The organism is Telluria sp. RB2R28 (assembly GCF_059685835.1).
This window is the reverse complement of sequence record NZ_JCASIK010000001.1, coordinates 1,204,700-1,224,899: the sequence shown is the minus strand read 5'-3', so window position 1 is coordinate 1,224,899 and position 20,200 is coordinate 1,204,700. Positions and strand designations below refer to the sequence as shown.

The 20,200-nt window shown below is 52.7% G+C and carries 16 protein-coding genes; 12 read left to right on the top strand and 4 right to left on the bottom strand.

Features of this window, described 5'->3' with window-relative positions; genetic code table 11:
• Positions 1-156 precede the first annotated feature (156 nt).
• Together AC56LV_RS05425 and AC56LV_RS05420 are read right to left on the bottom strand one after the other, a co-directional pair.
• Positions 157-435, bottom strand: coding sequence for a hypothetical protein (locus AC56LV_RS05425; protein ID WP_499556381.1), 279 nt, complete (start codon positions 433-435; stop codon positions 157-159).
• A gap of 357 nt (positions 436-792) precedes the next feature.
• Positions 793-1,281 carry a hypothetical protein gene (locus AC56LV_RS05420; protein ID WP_499556380.1) on the bottom strand — a complete coding sequence of 163 codons (489 nt, stop codon included), beginning with the start codon at positions 1,279-1,281 and terminating at the stop codon, positions 793-795.
• Positions 1,282-1,573: 292 nt separating this feature from the next.
• Here AC56LV_RS05420 and AC56LV_RS05415 point away from each other — a divergent pair, with 292 nt between their 5' ends.
• The 12 genes from AC56LV_RS05415 to AC56LV_RS05360 all read left to right on the top strand — a co-directional run bounded on the left by AC56LV_RS05415 (position 1,574) and on the right by AC56LV_RS05360 (position 18,614).
• Positions 1,574-2,440 carry a hypothetical protein gene (locus AC56LV_RS05415; protein ID WP_499556379.1) on the top strand — a complete coding sequence of 289 codons (867 nt, stop codon included), beginning with the start codon at positions 1,574-1,576 and terminating at the stop codon, positions 2,438-2,440.
• Between the two features lie 133 nt (positions 2,441-2,573).
• A complete protein-coding gene (locus AC56LV_RS05410; RefSeq protein ID WP_499556378.1) occupies positions 2,574-3,284 on the top strand; it encodes a site-specific integrase in 711 nt (236 codons plus the stop codon).
• Positions 3,285-4,838 (top strand): site-specific integrase, encoded by a 1,554-nt coding sequence (locus tag AC56LV_RS05405; RefSeq protein WP_499556377.1) that lies wholly within the window; start codon positions 3,285-3,287, stop codon positions 4,836-4,838. It begins immediately after the preceding gene.
• Positions 4,835-7,156 carry a hypothetical protein gene (locus tag AC56LV_RS05400; RefSeq protein ID WP_499556376.1) on the top strand — a complete coding sequence of 774 codons (2,322 nt, stop codon included), beginning with the start codon at positions 4,835-4,837 and terminating at the stop codon, positions 7,154-7,156. The genes AC56LV_RS05405 and AC56LV_RS05400 overlap by 4 nt, the downstream gene beginning before the upstream one ends.
• Complete coding sequence (locus tag AC56LV_RS05395) at positions 7,149-7,655, top strand: Maf family protein (RefSeq protein ID WP_499556375.1); 507 nt, start codon at positions 7,149-7,151, stop codon at positions 7,653-7,655. Before AC56LV_RS05400 ends, AC56LV_RS05395 begins: the two co-directional genes overlap by 8 nt.
• A 489-nt stretch (positions 7,656-8,144) precedes the next feature.
• A complete protein-coding gene (locus AC56LV_RS05390) occupies positions 8,145-8,414 on the top strand; it encodes a helix-turn-helix domain-containing protein (RefSeq protein ID WP_499556374.1) in 270 nt (89 codons plus the stop codon).
• 2 nt (positions 8,415-8,416) lie between these two features.
• Positions 8,417-11,215 (top strand): type I restriction endonuclease subunit R, encoded by a 2,799-nt coding sequence (locus AC56LV_RS05385; RefSeq protein ID WP_499556373.1) that lies wholly within the window; start codon positions 8,417-8,419, stop codon positions 11,213-11,215.
• 16 nt (positions 11,216-11,231) lie between these two features.
• Positions 11,232-12,896 (top strand): type I restriction-modification system subunit M, encoded by a 1,665-nt coding sequence (locus AC56LV_RS05380; RefSeq protein WP_499556372.1) that lies wholly within the window; start codon positions 11,232-11,234, stop codon positions 12,894-12,896.
• A complete protein-coding gene (locus AC56LV_RS05375; RefSeq protein WP_499556371.1) occupies positions 12,893-14,395 on the top strand; it encodes a restriction endonuclease subunit S in 1,503 nt (500 codons plus the stop codon). The genes AC56LV_RS05380 and AC56LV_RS05375 overlap by 4 nt, the downstream gene beginning before the upstream one ends.
• Entirely contained in the window at positions 14,392-16,176 is a 1,785-nt protein-coding gene (locus AC56LV_RS05370) for a restriction system-associated AAA family ATPase (protein ID WP_499556370.1), read from the top strand. Before AC56LV_RS05375 ends, AC56LV_RS05370 begins: the two co-directional genes overlap by 4 nt.
• Positions 16,176-17,252, top strand: coding sequence for an HNH endonuclease (locus tag AC56LV_RS05365; protein ID WP_499556369.1), 1,077 nt, complete (start codon positions 16,176-16,178; stop codon positions 17,250-17,252). The genes AC56LV_RS05370 and AC56LV_RS05365 overlap by 1 nt, the downstream gene beginning before the upstream one ends.
• Before the next feature lie 84 nt (positions 17,253-17,336).
• Positions 17,337-18,614, top strand: coding sequence for a hypothetical protein (locus AC56LV_RS05360; RefSeq protein WP_499556368.1), 1,278 nt, complete (start codon positions 17,337-17,339; stop codon positions 18,612-18,614).
• Between the two features lie 423 nt (positions 18,615-19,037).
• Here AC56LV_RS05360 and AC56LV_RS05355 read toward each other — a convergent pair whose 3' ends face one another.
• Both AC56LV_RS05355 and AC56LV_RS05350 read right to left on the bottom strand, forming a co-directional pair.
• Positions 19,038-19,739: a pirin family protein gene (locus tag AC56LV_RS05355; protein WP_499556367.1), complete on the bottom strand. Its 702-nt coding sequence runs from the start codon at positions 19,737-19,739 to the stop codon at positions 19,038-19,040.
• Between the two features lie 12 nt (positions 19,740-19,751).
• The gene (locus tag AC56LV_RS05350) at positions 19,752-20,147 is read right to left on the bottom strand and encodes an OsmC family protein (RefSeq protein ID WP_499556366.1); all 396 of its coding nucleotides are present in this window, start codon (positions 20,145-20,147) and stop codon (positions 19,752-19,754) included.
• Between the last annotated feature and the right edge of the window lie 53 nt (positions 20,148-20,200).

The window sequence follows — 20,200 nt, the reverse complement described above, 5'->3', positions numbered from 1 at the left end:
AACAAAACCGAAAAATATAACTCAACAGTTAACAACTTCGGAATCAATAACAAAGATCCAACGAGTCTACAGAAAGAAGGTTGGATGTCGTTCAACGATGGTCGCCATAAGTCAGCAGGGGAGGCGTGCCACTTCCCCTGTTCGGCGACCAAATGCTTATACAGGAATCGACGACGTGCCACCTTCAGCACTGCCGTAATTCTGTAACTCGTCGAGTGTCAGACGACGTTCGTTCAAGGCCGTGATGATGGCTTCGAGCTGTTCATCATCGGGCTGGATATAGACGATTCGCTGTTCAAGCAGGTTGTCCCAATACGGCGTATAGGGAACGGCGGTCTCGGTCATGACCTCGGCAGCAAAACTGCCATCGTGCATTTCGCCAACGAGCGTGATGCGGGTGGTTGCGGGGACGGTATTCTGGACGGTGATGTTCATGGTGTTCCTTTGAGTGATCAATAAGTGTTATCGCATTGTCACGCAGTCATCGGTTACGCGCAAATCATCGGCTGCGTGCCGTGCGCAGCTCACGGCTATGGACGGCTTGCTGTATTCCTGGAATGGATGCGGCGTCTGGATGAAGGCGGGAGTCCAGCGATCAGCGAGAGCAGGGGAGCATGTCGCGGTGGATTTTCATGCGTGTTCAGCGCACGCTGAAAGGGACGCTGCAATGAATCAATCGGGTCTCTCGCACGCGCATGTGCAAAACGCCGCCGCTTCCAAATGGGTGCGTATTCGGGACCTTATCGATTCGCTTGACCGCTGCGGTACAGGATATGTGCAACAAAGCCGCCATCAGGTCAATTCCGGGATCTTCAGGTGATCGTCCTGAGCGGCATGCGCGCCAGCGGCTGGCGGCCGGCGAACCAAAGTCAGACAGGCGACCAGGAAGCCGGCGCCCGCCAGGCCCCAAATGACGGCGCTGACAACTTCAAAGGTATTGCGCAGCTGCGGGTGATTGATGGCCAGGGGCACGATCACAACGGCCCGCAACAAACAGACGCCGGCCATACCGCCCAGCATGAAGCGGGGCAGCGGGAGGCGCGGCAAACGTCCCAGCGCGGAGAAGGCGTAGGCCGCGCATACCGCCATGAGTAGCCCGATGATGCTGGTGCTCACCGGTGCCAGCCAGGTTCCATCACGCGATGATGCCACGACCTGCGGCGGGGCATTGAAGAAAACATACCAGGCAGTTCCGCCAGCAATGGCCGCGAAGTGGATGAGGGCGCCGATAGCGCTGATGATGCCAGCGAAATGGACAAGCGGGACGGCCAGGTTTTTCATGCGCGACTTTCAACAAGGTGAGAGACGATGACAAAGGTGGCAAGGTGCGGCTAAGACATGTCAGGAATTCAGCGGCATGGGTCCGGGAGGTGCGGTTTCCATGCAATAAGACTGAGCAGGCACCGTAATCATTTCATGGCAGATTCGGTCGAAACAGGCGGCCAGGACTAAAATAATCTCAATCGACATTAGGGAATATATTGTCGAGTTAGGAATGGAAGTGACGTTATTTTCTTGTCCCCTCTGTGGGATAAGGGTAGAGTCCCAACAATGATCAAATATACATTGTCTGATGAATATTGAGCATGTTTCTGCGGGTGCCAACGCCGAGTTACAACGCAATGATGACCATGTTGCAGTGTTTACTTCCGCTGGCGTCAGCGACATTGTCGTCATTGATGGTGGCTCCTCCGTAGCGGAACGGGATTACATTGACGAACGGCGCGGTGATGTCGCATGGTTTGTCCATGCATTCACCGACGCGCTTCAACGAATGTTGATACCAGGGCGCGATCAGCCTGATTGCGTCAGGATGGCGATCGCCGATGTCCGGGCGCAGTTCAGGCAGATTGCAGCCGGTCGCGACGTTCCAGTGCACGCGTGGCCAATCGCAGCAATGACCTGGTTGAGGATTTCGCATCACGATGAGTCGACACGTGCGACGCTGTACAGTCTAGGCGACTGCACGACGCTGTTGTACACGGGCTCAGGTTCTTGTATCGATCTGGATCCATTCGTAAATCCTCAGGAAGCTGTTCTACAGGACGTAATTTCTAAACTAACGGCCGACGGTATCGAGGATCCGTTGCGTCGACGCGAACAGATGCTACCAATGCTGCGTGCTCGGCGCGAATCACAAAACATGGCGCCGGCGCCCGGTGTCCTGTGTCTCGATCCGAATGGGCCGTTCCAGGCGCGTCTGCGAAACGTCCGGCTGGAGCACGGTGCCAGCATTCTGGTGATGACAGATGGCTTCTACCGGCTGGTTGATCTCTACGGCTTGTACACCAATGCTGCGCTGGTGGAGGCGTGCATCACCGACGGGCTGGAGGCGCAACTCGACAAGTTACGGAAATACGAGGCAACGAGCGCACGAACTGCGGCGCGCGCAGTGAAGGCCGCAGACGACGCATCTGCAGCGATCTGGACTGCATCGTAGATTGTGTTGAGAGGGAGGCATGCCTGCTGTTCCATCTACAGTTTGCCATTCACATGAATAGCGCATTTAACATAATATAGATTATGCGAAGTACTGGTACTTTGTGGAGTGTTGCAGCCTGAGTGCTCATAAGATGGTTCATCCCGAATCCGAACTCAACCCGTTTCCCAGGGAGCGAACGCGATGGCGGATATATTTTGCGTTTCTCTTGATGCTTCATCAAGGGCTGCGCCGCGGCGAAGTCCTTCTACTGCCAGCAGATACTGTTAAAAGTGGATTCGACCGGAAGGCCAACAGAAACCGCCTTTGGCTGAACGTACAAGAGAATCCTTATGAGGACGCTGCAAAAGACCCTCGCTATTCCAGGCCGGGCATCAAGACAGCAGCATCGTATCGTCAGATCCCGATCAGTGAGGCTATTGCTGGGGTTATAGATATGTACGTCCAAAATTTTCGAGGACGTCCGAAGCACTCATTTTTGCTGAACTCCCAGTCAAACTTGCCATTATCAACCGAAGCAATCACGAAGGCGTTCGCACAAATCTCAAGCAAGTTGCCCCAGCCCGTGCTGACGGAACTTAAGAACCGGACTGGTAAGGACTCTGTGACTCCTCACGACCTACGGCATACCTGTGCGGTCATGCGGCTTCATCAACTTCTGGCAAAGAGTGATCCGATGGATGAGGCGCTTCAAAAACTGCGCACATTCTTTGGATGGTCCAAAACCTCGGCTATGCCTTCACATTATGCCCGCGCTGTATTCGAAGACAGACTTGCGACGGTATGGAATAGCGCATTTGATGACCGCGTAGCACTGTTGCGCGCATTACCTAAGGAACAATAAATGAGCGAGCGAGCAACGCAGCAACAACAGGCATTATTTGCCCACTATTCAGCAGATCGAGAAGTTTTACACGAACTGTGCCGGTTGTTGCCCGCCCTCCCCCCAGCGCTCCGTTACTATGACGAGTTTGAGGACGCAGTCCGATCAATTAGAAATCCTGCTGCTCTAACAGTATTTGAGATTTCCGCTTTCGGAAAAAAATTCTCTGTCGACTTTGCTCGACTGGGTGAAGAATGTTCCGTTATATTCAAGCATATTTTTTCATACATCATAGCGCAAGATTTAGCGATCATATCTGCCGTGGGTTACCTATCAGCCGCACAGCATCTTAAGTCTGCCGATGTTGCCGCGCTGGTTGAAGCTGGGCCGACTCAAATCGGGCCAGTGTGGAAAGCTTTACGTGCACGGGAACTGCCGTCTGGCACCTATATTTGCGCGAAATATGTACTGCAATTGCTGTGCGCTCTGCGTCTTTGCGGCTGGTCTGACGAATACCAGATGTATTTGAAGAACGCCCTGCCCCTGCCTGCAAAGGACAAATACGCGGGCGTCCGCTCAGGCGACGTTTTCTTATCTGTAGATGAGGAAGCTATACTTGTTCGTCACCTAGACGATACAGTTGCGAAACTTACGACGTTTGGTGAAGCGAGCCTCAGCCACGACGAAATTGTCGATGCAGCGATGCTGTTATGTTCGTACCAGTTCGGTATGCGCCGAAGTCAAATAGCGATGCTCACTCTCGGGAATGTGAGAATTTGGTCAAAGGACCATAATATGACGAAATCCGTTCACTTAACGTTCCACATGGCCAAACAACGCAGCGACACCAAACGAAAACCGTTGCTACGGCGGGTGAAGGTTGAATGGACTCCGCTGTTCGTCTACATAAAATCCAAACTTGAGGCCACTGGTGCTGATGCAAGTGCCAAGTTCTTTTCTGCCCAGTCCACGGATGAGGTTGGAAGAAGGATCTCTGCACTCGTGCGTAAACTGCTGGAATCGGATGAGCGTGGAACGCTAACTGACCTCCGCCATACAGCTGCGCAGCGTCTTGTTGACGCCGGCGCGAGCCATGAAGAACTCGCAGAGTTTATGGGACATTCCCAAGTCAACACTGGCCTGGTGTATTTCGCTACCGCGGCATCACACGCTGAACGTGTCAACCGAGCCCTGGGAGCCTCCGAGGTGTATCGCCGTGTGGCAAAAATTGCCCATGACCGGTTTATATCGAACGAGGAACTGTCAGAACTTAAGGGGGAGCAACAGATTGCCGGTGTTCCACACGGAATTCCGATTAGCGGGATTGGCGGCTGTTCCTCGGGTCAGCCCTCGTGCCCTTATAACCCCGTTACGTCATGCTATGGCTGCCGGCGCTTCATGCCGCTTCATAATCGGGAAATCCATCAGCAGGTGCTTGCTGATATGCGCGAGGTTGTACTATTTTTTGATCAAAGCTCTCGGGGTGACGTACGTTCACCCGCTTATTTGCAATTGCAGCGGACTATTGCAGAAATTCAGAACGTCATCGAAGAACTGGAAACGAATCCGAAATGAGTCAAACATTTACTGCTTTTGTTGAGCTTGGCCGGAATTTGGTTATGTCAAAAGGGTTCGACTGGGACATTCCATTAGACGACGCAGGCTCAGCCAAGGATGGAATTGGCTGGAATCTCACCGCGGCTGTCGGTGACGTTCCGCCACCAAATCATTATTTGCGCGACCTTGGTTCAGAGCAAAAAGCTCTAGCTATCGTTAATCAGCAGAGAGCTGCGAACAATCTCCCGCCGCTTATGCGAACGTCACTCTCAAGCGCATGGCAGGATTTCATTAAGGCTGCGGTGGCCGATCAATTGTTTTTTAAGCGGAACACCACTGGTTACGTCATTCAAAGCATCCTTCGCCCGTTACGCGTTGTCGCTAGTTGCACCGACAAAGAGCCATGGATGTTGCAGTTGGACGACCTAAGGTATGCCATTAACGTTGCCAGGGACATGCAAGCTTCTGGCAAGCTCGCAGATTTGGTCGTCGGTTTGGTCAAAGTCGTATTTGACCAACACCATATCTGCGATGTGGGACAAATTTACCCCATGCTCGGACTTGCTCGGATACCGGTTCGCAGTGTGAAGTCTAAACACACAATGTCCAAGGAAGAATTGCGAACTAACCTTGAGCAGCGGAAGCGGGCCGAGCGATTGCCAGAAAGGCGTGCGTTTTGGGAGCTGGTGCGAATCTCTATGACGGAAAAGCCGAATACGTTCGTGGACGAGCTACGCTTTGCGGCGATCCGCACGATCATCATTACCGGCCTTCGGGTTGGTGAGGCGGCTTTGCTTCCGTTCGACTGGAAACGTGAGCGTGCCTACCTAGACGCAAGAGGCCGTCCCGCAGGGGAAGCCGGCGGCATATCCTCGTCCTTGATGCTCCGTCACTTCGCAGAAAAGCAACAGGAAGAACAGTCGGATAGCGTGGTCCTGCGTGAAAACACCCAGCCTGTCCCTGAAATGTTTCGTGAAATCCTTACGGAGTCGCTTGATCGGGTAGCCCGTCTTACGCAGCCGCTCCGTAATACTCTTAAGTTGCAGTGCGAGACCGGGCGCATTCTTCCGTTGTACAACGCCAGCGATGTCATTCCGTTGGCCGAATTATATTCTCAGGTTACAGGAAATCCATTTTGGCTCGACATGGACCGCCAGCCATTCATTGACCGGTACCGGGAGGATTTCGCCTTTGGCGTACTCGAAGAGCTTCGCAGCTTACAGTTTGAGAGCTATAAAAACCAGGGCGGCAAGCTCGATCAAGCACTTTATATGTTCGGAAATCGGCTCCAAAAGCAGATTGATAGCGGCGAGTATGAACTTCGCTTCCGCTCAGCGAACGGTGCAACTATTGCTGCGGGGAGCCGAATGAACTGGCGAGAGACGTACTTGCGAGTTGGGGAGCTCGAGGAATTCATCAGGAAGGCAACTCCCTCGAAGACGTCGGATTTGGCTCCGCTGCCGCTAGCGACCGGAGCAGTTCAGCCGTGGGAATTCCTATTTCTGCATCCAAAACGGTCCCTCGCAGAAGAACGTAACGACGGGTTATGCGACGTTACGCGCTATATTTCGGTGAACCGCCCTGACCCCACCTTCGTTGCGTTATCGCTTGGTGGAGCGAAACACCTGTCTTCGATTTTCGAACGGTACGGCCAGACAGACGAGGACCGGGCGCTGACAATCGAGGCGCATTCGCTGCGTCACCTACAAAATACCGAACTGTTCCGCCTGGGAGTGGCAGACACAATTATTTCGAAGCGATTCAACCGAAGGAGCGTGGTCCAAAGTTATGAGTACGACCACCGTAGCCTGGCGGAAGAACTGGATCAAATTGAGATGGACGACGACCTGGAAATCATGCTCGGTGAAAAGGCGACTACGGTTGCGAAGATGATCACCGTCGGAAAGGCCAACGGGCCAATCGTTGATTCGTTCCGTCGCATACAGCGGAACGAGGGCGATACTGCCGCCTATGAATTTCTGCGCACAGAAGCTGACGGCTTCCATGCTACCCCTTACGGTCATTGTCTAAATTCGTTTACCGTAGACCCCTGTCCGAAACATCTTGAGTGTTTCTCCGGCTGTCGTTATCTTTCTGCCACAGACCTCCCGGAGAATCGCCGCAACCTCATTCGCCTGGAAGGAAAACTCAAGGGCGCGATTGAAATTATCAGAGCGCGACCGTCCAACAGTGTTGGCTGGCAAAACCAGTTGGAGCATGCCGAACAGCGACTTAACGGTGTGCAGACATTGTTGGCTACACCAGTCGGACAGCCAGCATTTCCAAACGGAGTGGACCTTTCCAAACCCGCCTCACCCGGAATACTTGATGACTAAAGAAGAAAATATCGAACGACCTGAAGAAGATGCAATGGTGCAAGTTCTTGAGCAACTGCTCGCGGAGAACGTGGATATCACAGCACGAGCAGTTGCGAGACTTCACCCGTCGCTCAAAGCAGCTTCCTCGATCACACGTAGCCCCTTGCGCATGGAGTTGCTTTCAAAGTATCAGGAGCGGCAGGCCAGTTATCGACGGTGGAATGGACGGACCAAGCGGATGTCCGGGACAGAACAATCCGCTGTATTAGCCGCGAGGGACGCACGCATTGCTGAGCTTGAAGCAACAGTCCAGCTCCTGACGGCTTCGCATGTTGCAATGCTGCGCGCAGTTGGCGAACTAGGCGGGTTCAGCAAGTGGACGAAATTCTTCGGAAATTACAGTTCTGTGAGAGACAAACTTAGCGCGCTTGGCGCACTTCCGACCTCCACCGTGCGCCCGTTTGCATCCCCTTCCGTATCACCAAGCGAAGCTGAAAGCAAAATCAACATCGAGTAGTTGCTGTATGCCTGATCGTCTAAATGTTGGTCATAGGCAGTGCCATCGCCGCGAACGACGGTGATTATGCGGCGCTTCCCCTGGTGTCGAACCAGACTCGCCCCGCCCGTGCCTGCCTGGTTGCCTTGCCGGCGTCGCCGGGCGGCTCCGCTGTCTGGGCAAGGGCGATCAGCATTCAAGTCCCGTGCCACTGTATTGTCTTCGACGTGCCGGTGGTCGGCAACCGAAAAGCGCTAAGCGGCACGGCGACGGTCGCCACCGCCGTACGCTCCCTACAGCAAGCCATAATTCGCCTAGCATTGGTAGGGCTGGTTAGTGCGAGCCCGACTATCATAGCCTGAAGGGCAATCTTTATTGCAATAATTGCAGGATCTTCGTTGATACTCCGTCATCTAAATTTGATTGACCTGCCTTCCAAATGGTAGAGTTCGCCTTCTACGACTCTTTCCGACTTTATGCCACTCGTGCTTCAACAATTGGGATTCTTGCATGAGTGAGCCGTGGATTTCTGTCGAGCAGATTGCTGAACACTTGGGCGTCAAAAGAAACTCGATCTACCGTTGGATCGACCGTAAAGGCCGGCCTGCGCACCGCGTCGGGTTCTGTGGAAATTCCAACGGGCCGAGGTGGATGAATGGGTGCGCGCCGGCGGAGCTGATGATGACGTCGAGCGTGCACATAAGGAAAAGTGAAGTACCAACGAATCATGCGCATGTGCTTGTATTGCGCTTATCCATGTCGGCTCTAGGGGAACGATAACGATGACGAAATCCGAGGCGCAAACTCGGTCAGAGTTGATTGACCAGCAACTCGCTCAGGCTGGTTGGAATGTCAAAGATCCGACTCAGGTCGTCGAGGAGTTCGACATCCTTACAGCCCTACCGCAAGGTTTGGCGCAACCACGCACCCCCTATGAGGGCCGCCAGTTCAGCGATTATGTTCTGCTGGGTAAAGACCGCAAGCCATTGGCGGTGATCGAAGCCAAAAAAACCAGCCGTGATGCCGCCATTGGCCGTGAGCAGGCCAAGCAGTATTGCTACAACATCCAGAAGCAACTAGGCGGTGAGTTGCCGTTCTGCTTCTATACCAATGGCCACGACCTATATTTTTGGGATTTGGAAAATGCGCCGCCGCGCAAAGTGATCGGTTTTCCGACCCGCGCCGATCTAGAACGCTTTGCCTACATCCGCCGCAACCGCAAGCCGCTGACACAGGAATTCATCAACACTTCGATTGCCGGCCGTGACTATCAGATCCGCGCCATTCGCTCGGTGCTTGAAGGAGTCGAGCAGAAGAAGCGTGACTTTCTGCTCGTGATGGCCACAGGCACTGGTAAGACTCGCACTTGTATTGCCATGGTCGATGCGCTGATGCGCGCAAGCCACGCCGAGAGAGTGCTGTTCCTGGTCGACCGCATTGCACTCCGGGAGCAGGCTCTAGCGGCCTTCAAGGAGCACATGCCTAACGAGCCGCGCTGGCCCAATGTCGGTGAAAAGTTGATCGCCACGGATCGTCGTGTTTACGTTGCCACCTATCCTACGATGCTCAACATTATCCGGGATGAGGCACAGACCCTGTCTCCACACTTCTTCGATTTCATTGTCGTCGATGAAAGCCATCGCTCGATCTACAATACTTTTGGCGAAGTACTCGACTACTTCAAAGCCATCACGCTGGGCCTGACGGCGACCCCGACCAACATCATCGACCATAACACCTTCCAGCTCTTTCATTGTGAAGACGGCATTCCCACGTTTGCCTACACCTACGAGGAAGCCGTCAATAACGTGCCGCCATACCTCTGCACGTTCCAGGTCTTGAAGGTTCAGACTAAGTTCCAGACGGAAGGCATCAGCAAGCGCACCATTTCCTTAGAAGACCAGAAAAAGCTGATCCTGCAGGGCAAGGAGGTTGAAGACATCAACTTTGAAGGCACCCAGCTCGAAAAGCAGGTGATTAACAAAGGTACCAACACCCTGATCGTGCGGGAGTTCATGGAAGAAGCCATCAAGGACGCTAACGGCGTTCTTCCAGGCAAGACAATCTTCTTTTGCGCCACGAAGTCCCATGCCCGGCGCATTGAAGAGATATTTGACAAGCTCTACCCGCAGTATCACGGCGAACTTGCCAAGGTCTTGGTGTCGGACGACCCACGTGTGTACGGCAAAGGCGGCCTGCTTGATCAGTTCACTAACAACGACATGCCGCGCATTGCCATTAGTGTGGACATGCTCGACACCGGCATCGACGTGCGCGAGATCGTCAACCTGGTGTTTGCCAAACCAGTCTATTCCTATACGAAGTTCTGGCAGATGGTCGGGCGCGGCACGCGTTTGCTGGAAAGCAGCAAACCCAAGCCCTGGTGCATTGAAAAGGACGTGTTCCTAATCCTCGACTGCTGGGATAACTTCGAATACTTCAAGCTCAACCCGAAAGGCAAAGAGCTCAAGCCGCAATTGCCGCTACCGGTGCGGCTCGTGGGTCTGCGGCTCGACAAGATCGAGAAGGCGATCGACAGTGGTCACCACGACATCGCCGCGCGGGAAATCGACAAGCTTCGCCGCCAGATTGCTGCCTTACCAAAGGAATCGGTTGTAATCAAGGAAGCAGCCGCGGCGCTCGCTGGGCTTGCAGATGAAAATTTCTGGATTAGCCTCAACCACAATCGGCTGGAATTCCTTCGCGCCGAAATCAAGCCGCTTTTCCGTACCATTTCCGAGGCCGACTTCAAAGCCATGCGTTTTGAACGCGACCTGCTGGAATATTCACTCGCAGTGCTCAACGAAGACAAGGAGCAAGTAGAAACACTCAAGTCAGGCATCGTCGAACAGATCAGCGAACTCCCGCTTTCGGTTAGTTTCGTTAAGCAAGAAGAAACCCTGATCCGCGCCGCGCAAACTAACCACTTCTGGACCAAGGCCGACGAAGACGCCTTCGATGAGATGGTCATTACGCTCGGCCCGCTGATGAAATTCCGCGAGCAAAGCACTGGCCAGGAGCAAACCCACCTCGATCTGACCGATGAGTTACACAAAAAAGAACGGGTGGAATTCGGCCCGCAGCACGAGGCGGTGAGCATCACGCGTTATCGCGAAATGGTCGAGGCCTTGATTGCCGGGCTGACCGAACACAATGTAGTGCTGCAAAAGATTAAAACCGGCGAGCCGGTCAGTCCGAGTGAAGCCAATGAACTCGCCGAACTGTTGCACGAAGAACACCCGCACATCACCGAAGACCTGCTGCGCCAGGTCTACAAAAACCGCAAGGCTCGCCTCATCCAGTTCATACGCCACATCTTGGGCATTGAGGTGCTCAAGAGCTTTCCAGATGAAGTCAGTGCCGCGTTCGACCGATTCACCCGTGCGCACACCACGCTGAGCAGCCGTCAAATGGAGTTCCTTAACCTGCTGAAAAACTTCATCATCGAGCGCGAAAAGGTGGAGAAAAAAGACCTGATCAACGCACCGTTTACGGTTATTCACCCCCAAGGCATCCGGGGTGTGTTTAGTCCGGCCGAAATCAACGAAATCCTGCAGCTGACCGAACGGTTGGCCGCCTAAAAAAGTATCGCATCCCATGCTACAGAACAACCCCGAACTTAAAAGCAAAATTGACCAGCTCTGGAACAAATTTTGGAGCGGCGGCATCAGCAACCCACTCACCGCCATCGAGCAAATCACCTACCTTCTTTTCATGAAGCGTCTCGATGAGCTTGACCAGAAACGCCAAGCCGATGCCGAATGGACTGGCGAGAGCTACACCTCCAAATTCGCAGGGAGCTGGATTCCACCTGAATACCGCAGCCAGCAGGAGCCGGAAAAGTTCGCCATTGCCAAGCGCACGCTGCGCTGGAGCGAGTTCAAGCGTATGCAAGCGGAAGAGATGCTGCAACACGTGCACGGTAAGGTGTTCCCCTACCTAAAAGACCTGAACGGTGCGGAATCCAACTTCACCCATCACATGAAAAATGCCGTGTTCGTCATCCCCAAGCCAGCCCTGCTAGTGGAGGCGGTGAAGACCATCGACGACATCTTCGAGGTGATGGACCGTGACTCGCGCGAGAACGGCCAAGCCTTTCAGGACATCCAGGGCGATGTCTATGAAATGCTCCTGTCCGAGATTGCCACGGCCGGCAAGAACGGCCAGTTTCGCACCCCGCGCCACATCATTAAGCTGATTGCCGATCTTGTGCAACCTCAACTTGGCCACAAGATTGCTGACCCGGCTTGTGGCTCCGGCGGCTTTCTGCTCGGCGCGTACCAATATATTGTCACGCAGCTCGCCATCCAGGCAGGCGACAAAGAACTCGCGCCCGATGAAGACGGATTTGTCCGCACGTCGGTCGCTGCCGCCCTCACCGAGAGGGCCCAGGCTATTCTAGCCAGCTCGCTGTGGGGCTACGACATCGACTCCACTATGGTGCGCCTGGGGTTAATGAATCTAATGATGCACGGCATCGACGAGCCCCACATCGACTACAAGGACACCCTCAGCAAGAGCTACACCGAGGAATCCGAATATGACATCGTGATGGCCAACCCACCGTTCACCGGAAGTATCGACAAGGGCGACATCAATGAAAACCTACAGCTCGGAACCACCAAGACTGAGCTTCTGTTTGTCGAGAACATCTACCGCCTGCTCAAAAAAGGCGGTACCGCCTGCGTAATCGTGCCGCAGGGCGTGCTGTTCGGCTCCGGCGTCGCTTTCAGAACCCTGCGCCAGTGGCTAGTGGAGCGTTGCGATCTTAAAGCCGTGATCACCCTGCCCAGCGGTGTGTTTAAACCCTATGCTGGGGTCAGCACCGCTATCCTATTGTTCACCAAAGTTTGGGGACCGAAAGACAAGGTCACCCAGCCCGCCACCGAACACGTTTGGTTCTATGAGATGTCCGCCGATGGTTATACATTAGACGATAAACGCAGCAAGCAGGAGGGTGACGGTGATTTGCAGGACATCATCGCCAAGTATCGCGCGCGTAACTCGGCCACCGACACTGACCGCACGGCGAAATACTTCATGGTTCCGCGCACCGAGATAGCAGATGAAAAGAATAACTACGACCTATCACTCTCCCGTTACAAAACCAATGTTTTTGAAGAGGTAGACTACGGCGCGCCTGGGGTGATTATGGAGCGACTGATCCAGGCTGAAGTTGGCGATGTGGATGAGGCGGCGCTTGCCGAGGTACAGAGCGGTATCGTGCGTGAGTTGTTGGAATTGAAGAGGATGTTCGCGTGAAAGTTGTTAGGCTTGGCGAGGTTTGCAAAGTCATCTCTGGTTCGACGCCTAAACGAGAGATTGCTGAATATTGGGGCGGTTCAATCCCTTGGGTAACGCCAAAGGAAATTAGCCGACTGACCTCACGTTACCTGTCGGACGCAGCTGAAAAAATCACGGAGGCCGGATTTAGCTCGTGTTCGACCGCGATGCTGCCTGCGGGTTCCTTGTTGTTGAGTTCACGGGCTCCAATTGGCCTTTTGGCTATTAACAAGATCCCCGTTTGCACCAATCAAGGCTTCAAGAGCCTGATTCCTGGCGCAGAGGTAAGCGTCGAGTATCTTTACTATGTTTTAAAGGCGAACGTCAATGCTCTTCAAGCACGGGGCAATGGCGCAACCTTCAAGGAGTTGGCCAAACCAGCAGTTGAAAACTTTGAAATCCCGCTGCCACCTCTCAACGACCAAGTCCGCATCGCCCATCTGCTCGGAAAAGTCGAGGGCCTGATCGCCCAACGCAAACAACAGCTGCTACAGTTAGACGAACTTCTTAAGAGTGTGTTTCTAGAGATGTTTGGTGATATCAGAGCACAAAAATCGAGGCACCCATGGGAGGCGTTAAGGCCATACCTTAAGGCGAGCAGCGGAAAATCCAGCAAGAAAGTTATTACAGATGACGAAACAGGGATTCCAATATTCGGTGGCAACGGTATAAATGGCTGGGCGGTTGAAGCGCTTTACGATGATCCAGTTGTCATTGCCGGTCGCGTAGGACAGCAATGCGGGGTTATTCATGTGTCAATGGGGCCGTGCTGGGTCACTGACAATGCCATTGCTCTTAGTGTCGTGAATAATGAAAAGCTCAACATAGTCTACTTGGCGAAGGCATTTCACTATGCGCCCATAAGAGATCGGGTAAAGCAGCTAGATTTGCCGTTTATTAATCAGTCAATGCTGCTGGACTATCCTCTTCCATTGCCGCCAATCGAACTCCAGGAACAATTCGCCGCCATTGTTCAGAAAGTAGAACGCGTCAAGACCAGTTACCAAAAAAGCCTCATTGATCTGGAAGCCCTATACGGCGCATTGAGCCAGCAGGCATTTAAGGGCGAGCTAGATCTGTCGCGCGTGCCCCTGCCCGGCATAGAGCCAGAGCAAGAGAGCATCGTGGCAGCAGAAGCCTTACACGCGCCCGCTGAACAAGGGCTTGCCATCAACTTGCCTGACACCGACAACTTGCTCAACGCACTCGAAAGTGATGAGGCCCGAGATGCACTTGTCTCGCATTGGCTGGAGGCTTATCGCGGCCAATTGGGCAGGACGTCGTTTTCGGTGCAGCGCTTCATGGCGGCCGCGCAAACCCGACTTGCGGAACTGCACCCGGACAAGGACTTCACGCTGGGCGCCAACGACTACGAGCACATCAAGGAATGGGTGTTCGAGGCGCTAGCCGCGGGCACGCTGACCCAGGCGTTTGATGATGCAGACCACCGCATCTTACTCAAGGCCGTGCAGCCATGAAACTGCTACGCCTAAAAATTACCGACCCGAAGGGTTTTCGCAGCTTACCGCGAGGGTTTGAGCATTACTTTCGAACCGAATGGAGTTTAAAGGAAGAGCTTGGTAAATCGGCTAGCTTTGCCCCCTTTATCTGCGCGGGTCGAAATGGCAGCGGCAAGTCCAACTTACTCGAAGCTCTGGCAGCAATTTTCTTCCAGTTGGAAATCCTGCGGGTACGTCGCAGTTTTCTGCCTGAGGTGTTGCAGAACGCCGATCAAGAGTTCTCGCCGGTCGCCTTTGAGCTCGACTATTTAATTCAGGTGCCACCGGCATATCGTTACCAAGATAGTCCGATTTGGGCCGATGTGCAGATTTCAAAAGAAGTCGGCAAACCTCTGCGGATCGAGTGGAAAAATCAGTACGATTTTGATGCTGACACTCTGCACTCTGTCAAGTCGGGTCATGCTGACATTTTGTTGCCTGAATATGTGTTAGGTTATTCATCAGGTGAAAATGAAATCCTTAGCCTGCCTTTTTTCAAGATGCGATTTGTGCAATTCGATGAATACTGGAATGCACTCAGCAGACAACTTCCGTATCCTGGGTATCCCGAAACACGTTTAGCCTATCTCGACACTGAATTCAGTCAAGCCATTCTGCTCTGCAACCTTTTGTTTCAGGACGATGCGACCTTGAAGCCTTTCCGCGAGGACGTGGGCATCGAAACACTTAAGGAATTCCGCATCATCCTACGGCGCAGTATTCCCCTTACACGCCAGCAGGCGGCATTGTTCACGTCTGATGAGTACGTTTCTTCGACCGACGTGCAGGATGGCCGCTTTGCTGATACGGATGCGATCTATCTTGATCCTGAGACCGGCGACTATCGGTTGAATGTACTCCAGACCCTGGAGGGTGACGAACGCACATCGATCATTGAAAAGCTCAAGCGTTGCGCGACGGCGCATTTTCACGATGAAGCGTCCGACACACTGATCTTTGATTACTGGGTCAATGAAAGAACCAAGGAAACGTTCCGCGCCAACTTCGAGGATTCAGCCTTAGTCCTATTCCAGGCCCTGCAAGTCTTACTGACGCTGAATCTGTATTCGGTTAGCGAAGCGCTGAAGTCGGATCTGTACACCTCGACCAGCCATTATGTCAGCGAAACGGTGCCGACTTTGGCATCCGACGAGCGCATCATGCGCTTCAAGTTCGTGCGCTTCACAAAACAGGGCGTGGCGGAACCGCTGATGCTGAAGGAGCTATCGGACGGCGAACACCAGTTACTACACAGCCTCGGCTTGTGCCTGTTGTTCCGCAACACCAACAGCTTATTCTTACTCGATGAGCCAGAAACACATTTCAACCCCCACTGGCGAGCCAACTTGATAACTCGGTTGCGTCAATGCCTGCCCGGTGACGGCGATTATGCGCATGAGATGCTGATCACTACCCACACGCCCTTCCTGATCTCAGACAGTAAGCCGGACAAGGTGCTGGTCTTCGAAAAGAATGAGTTGAGTGGCGAAGTCAGCATTAGTCCGCCGGACTTCAATACGTTAGGGGCTTCGATCAATAAGATTACGATGAGCAACGTGTTCGGAAAGCGTGAAACCATCGGCGGCTATGCGCAAGGAATTCTGAATGAATTGCGCAGGCGTTTTGAAGCAGGCAACGAAGACAAGGAATCCCTGGTTACAGAGATCCATAGGCAGCTTGGGGACTCGGTTGAAAAGCTCCTGCTGATCAAGGCGATCCTTGACAGCAATTTGCAAGGTGGTGGGGAGGTAAAAAACTGATGCTCTTCTCCTACAAGTATGTGCCTCATCAGATGGAAAAGATGCAGCGGTTCATTAATTTCATCTTCTATCAAGTATGGTGCCGAGCGCGCAAGGCTGGACCATACGATTTGGCCTTGTTTGATGCCAATCCAGCGCTGAAAGAGGTGATGACGTCCTTCGCTTACGACCACACCCAAGGCGGGGATCGCTTTTCAAGCCAGATTCAGGCCATTTATCAAAGCTTCTCTCTGCTTTCGCGAAGCGACATCGCACAGTTCAAGCGGTGGTACCAAAGCAATAATGACCTGGAGAAGGTGTGTGCCAATGATTCGTGTGCCCATCTTGTTCGTTACGAGGACATACCTATCGAACATAAAGGGCTTACAGAACAATTAGCGGCCTTTTTCAAGGGTTTGTACTCACAGTCGCTGCTTGACCTCGCGGCACTACGAGCTAAGATCGGTGACATCGACGATCACTATCAGATCTTCGTACAAACCAACAACGCAGGCAAATGTCCGTTTTGTGGCATTAGCGACCTGCTGGGCGAATATCACAGTAAGCGTGAAGCTTACGATCACTACCTGCCCAAGGCGCTGTACCCGTTCAATTCCATCAATTTTCGTAATCTCGTGCCAGCCTGCCACCACTGCAACAGCAGCTACAAGACGAGTAAGAACCCAGCCTATACACCTAAAGACCCTGCAGGGGCAATTCAACGTCGCGCGTTTTTTTATCCATACAAAACGACGCCGCATGCCATCGAGCTAGAAGTCGTCTTGCATCAGTCTGACATCGCCAAGCTGACACAAGCGGATATCACCTTGCAATTTGGCCCTGCGGCGGTCGCCGAGGAACTAGAGACTTGGAAGGATATATACGGAATCGAGGAACGCTACAAGGCTAAGCTCTGCGGAGAGAATGACGGCAAGTACTGGATCATGCAGGTGCTAGACGAATGGAAAGAGGATGGTCGAACTCCTTCCGAGTTTTTGACAACATTGACGCGCCAAGCGCGGAAGCGTCCGTACGCTGAGTGTAACTTTCTCAAAAAGTCGTTTCTCGACGCCTGCCAAAAGGTCGGCGTTTTATAAAAAGCTCGTGAGATTAGTCAGTCTGTGCCATTATTTGCCTAAACGCATTGCGACCAAATTTGTCCTAAAAAAAGGATCAGTAGCGTGACAGAAAAGCTTCCCTCATGGTGGCAACAAGCCATATCCATTGAATATCTTCCCTGTAGAGATTACTCGAAGGGGAAGCGAATTGGTAAAATCGATTTCTCCTTAATCTCTGCTGATCAACTCACGCAGGCGTTAAAAGACCATTCGATAGTGGCTTTTGGTCAAATTGTGCAAAATGTGGACCAGGTGACCTTTCATGGTCGGAACTTCCTGAATCTATTCAGTGGTATCGCGAAACCAATCGTAAACGGCGATAAAGAGGCATTAATTCCCCATGGAGTTGTCTCGAAATATCATTTCCCTTGGCTCACAAATCCCATCAATTTAGTGGACCCGATTGAAGATTTCAATTCCCACATTCAGGTTTTTGATGATGAGACTCTCTATCAATGGGAGATTGCACGTTTTGAAGGCGTGGAGGGCCGACATTATGGTCGATGGGTATCAGATTATGTTAATCTCAAGGGATTTGACGAAACGTACGACGATTTCCAAGAGCTAATTCGGCTAAAACACCGGCTAGGCGGAGAAAGCGAAGAGTACCAAAAAGAAGCAGATGCATTCATCACCAAGCTCCGCAAGCTGCGTGAGGAAGCTTTTTCTGTTCTTTTAAATGTTCATGAAGATCTAAAGAAACGCCATCAGGGAAGCATCCGTAAAGTCGTGCAATATCAACCGCCAGCACTTTCACATTTCGAAACAATGCAGGTGGAAAACGGTCAAATTTCAACCATCGCTTCGATGGCCCCTATGTTCTATCGCGCATCGCTTAAACACAGTCGTGCCGCCGACCTGGTAGAGCGAAACAATAAAGTGACCGCATTTGTTCTCGATCAGGTTTATGAAGAGCGCGCACAAGCTTTAATAATGGCAGCCGCATGTCTTGAGGCGGTTGTGAATGAAGTCGGCAGCGCCAAACATGCTGAGATTTGGGGTGGGCTAGAAAAACTCTCGATTTTGGACAAATGGATGATGTTATGCACATTATCCGAAGGTCGCACCAAATTCGATTCTTCGAGCGAGCCCTTTCAGTCAGTCACTAAGATCGTGATCGCACGAAATGACATGATGCATTTCAAGCCTGTTTTCAAGAAGGTCACCGTACTGAAGAACAAAGGGATTTCTAAAATTGAGATGACGTTAAACAAAGAGCTGGTCGAGCGTCTTTCCCTGGCCTTACCTCAAGCAATTAGCGAGATTTATAGGGCTGTGGATTCCCCGGCACCACCGTGGTTGACCGACCAGCCGGGCTGGAAAGTCAGTCGGGACAGTTGAACATTTGCATGGCATCACAGTTCGGGGCGTTCGCCAAAAGATGGGGGCAGCACCACAATATCGCTGCAACCTCATGAACTGTGCTGCCGCACATCTGCGGCGCGGTCCAGCTTGGTTTCCAAGCGTTGGTCATTTGGCCATGCGCGAGCCAAGCTTGAACTCTTGGCTCGTCTTTGACGCAACAGCTATGCGGGGGAACTGTAAGCCTGCAGCCAATGAGTGTTGCGTTAGCCGAGATCTCGTGCGCAACAAAAGAGAGGCAGGCGAAAGCGCAACGCAAATTACGAGAACTCATCGGACTTACCCAGAGAAATCGAACGCAACACCTCGCCATAACTACCAAGAATGCGAACATTGGTTTCAGCTTAGGTCGACGATCCTTTCGGCTCCTGTGCAAGCGTTACCTACCTGCACACAACCCTGTCAGGCTGGTAGATCGAATAACAGAACTTCAGCGGCTACGGCGTCTCGGATGGTGACAAGATCTTCCGATACGAGCTTTAAAGCATCCCCGGTTGCCAGCTGCACACCATTAACGCATGCAGAGCCGCGGACCGCGTGAACGTAGGCAATCCGGCCAGGCTTTAACAAATACTCGATCGCATCCGTGCCACCAAGGATACTGACATACAAAAAGGCGTCTTGATTGACGGTAACCGAGCCGTTACGGCCATCTGGCGATACGATCAGTCGGAGTTGCCCTGTTTTCGAAGCAACATCAAAGTGCTTCTCTTCGTAGCTAGGAGCGATACCCTTGAACTTTGGCTCGATCCAAATCTGAAGGAAATGCACTGGCTCATCCGAGGAATGATTGAACTCACTGTGTCTGACGCCGGTACCGGCGCTCATCCGCTGAACATCGCCATACCTCAATGCTGATCCGTTACCCATGCTGTCTTCATGCGCCAAGGTACCGTCGAGCACATAAGAAATTATTTCCATGTCTCGATGGCCATGGGTACCGAAGTCGCGGCCAGGCGCCACTTCATCTTCGTTGATTACCAAAAGCGGACCGAAGCCGCTGTGCCGGGTGTCGAAATAGTCTGCAAACGAGAATGAATGGCTCGATTTCAGCCAACCGTGATGTGCGCGGCCGCGATCTGCGCTTTTACGTACTTCAAGCATGAGATTCTCCCGTCAGTCGGCTTTGACCGCTTCGACAGTCACGATTTGTATTGTTCCCATGAGCGTCTTATGCACAGGACATTTGTTGGCAATGTCGCTAAGGCGCGCCCTCTCCTCGCTGCTCAGTTCGCCTTCATAATGAATACGCCGATTAAATACATATGAACTGTCTTGCTGAGCGTGGCTGATCTGCACATTCACATCGTCAAGCTTGTAACCCTTGCGCCGCGCATACATCGTTACGGTAAGCGCGGTACATGCTCCTAATGCTGCTGCCAACAAGTCGTGAGGCTCGGGGCCGGTCGCTTCGCCACCGGCCTCAACCGACGCATCCGCGGTCAGGCGATGCGATCCCACCTCGATAATCTGCTGCAGCTTGCCTTGCCCGTGATGCGTGACGATATCCATGTGATCTCCCTGTGCGTGATGACTTTCGATTTGGCGATCGCAGGAACGCCGTC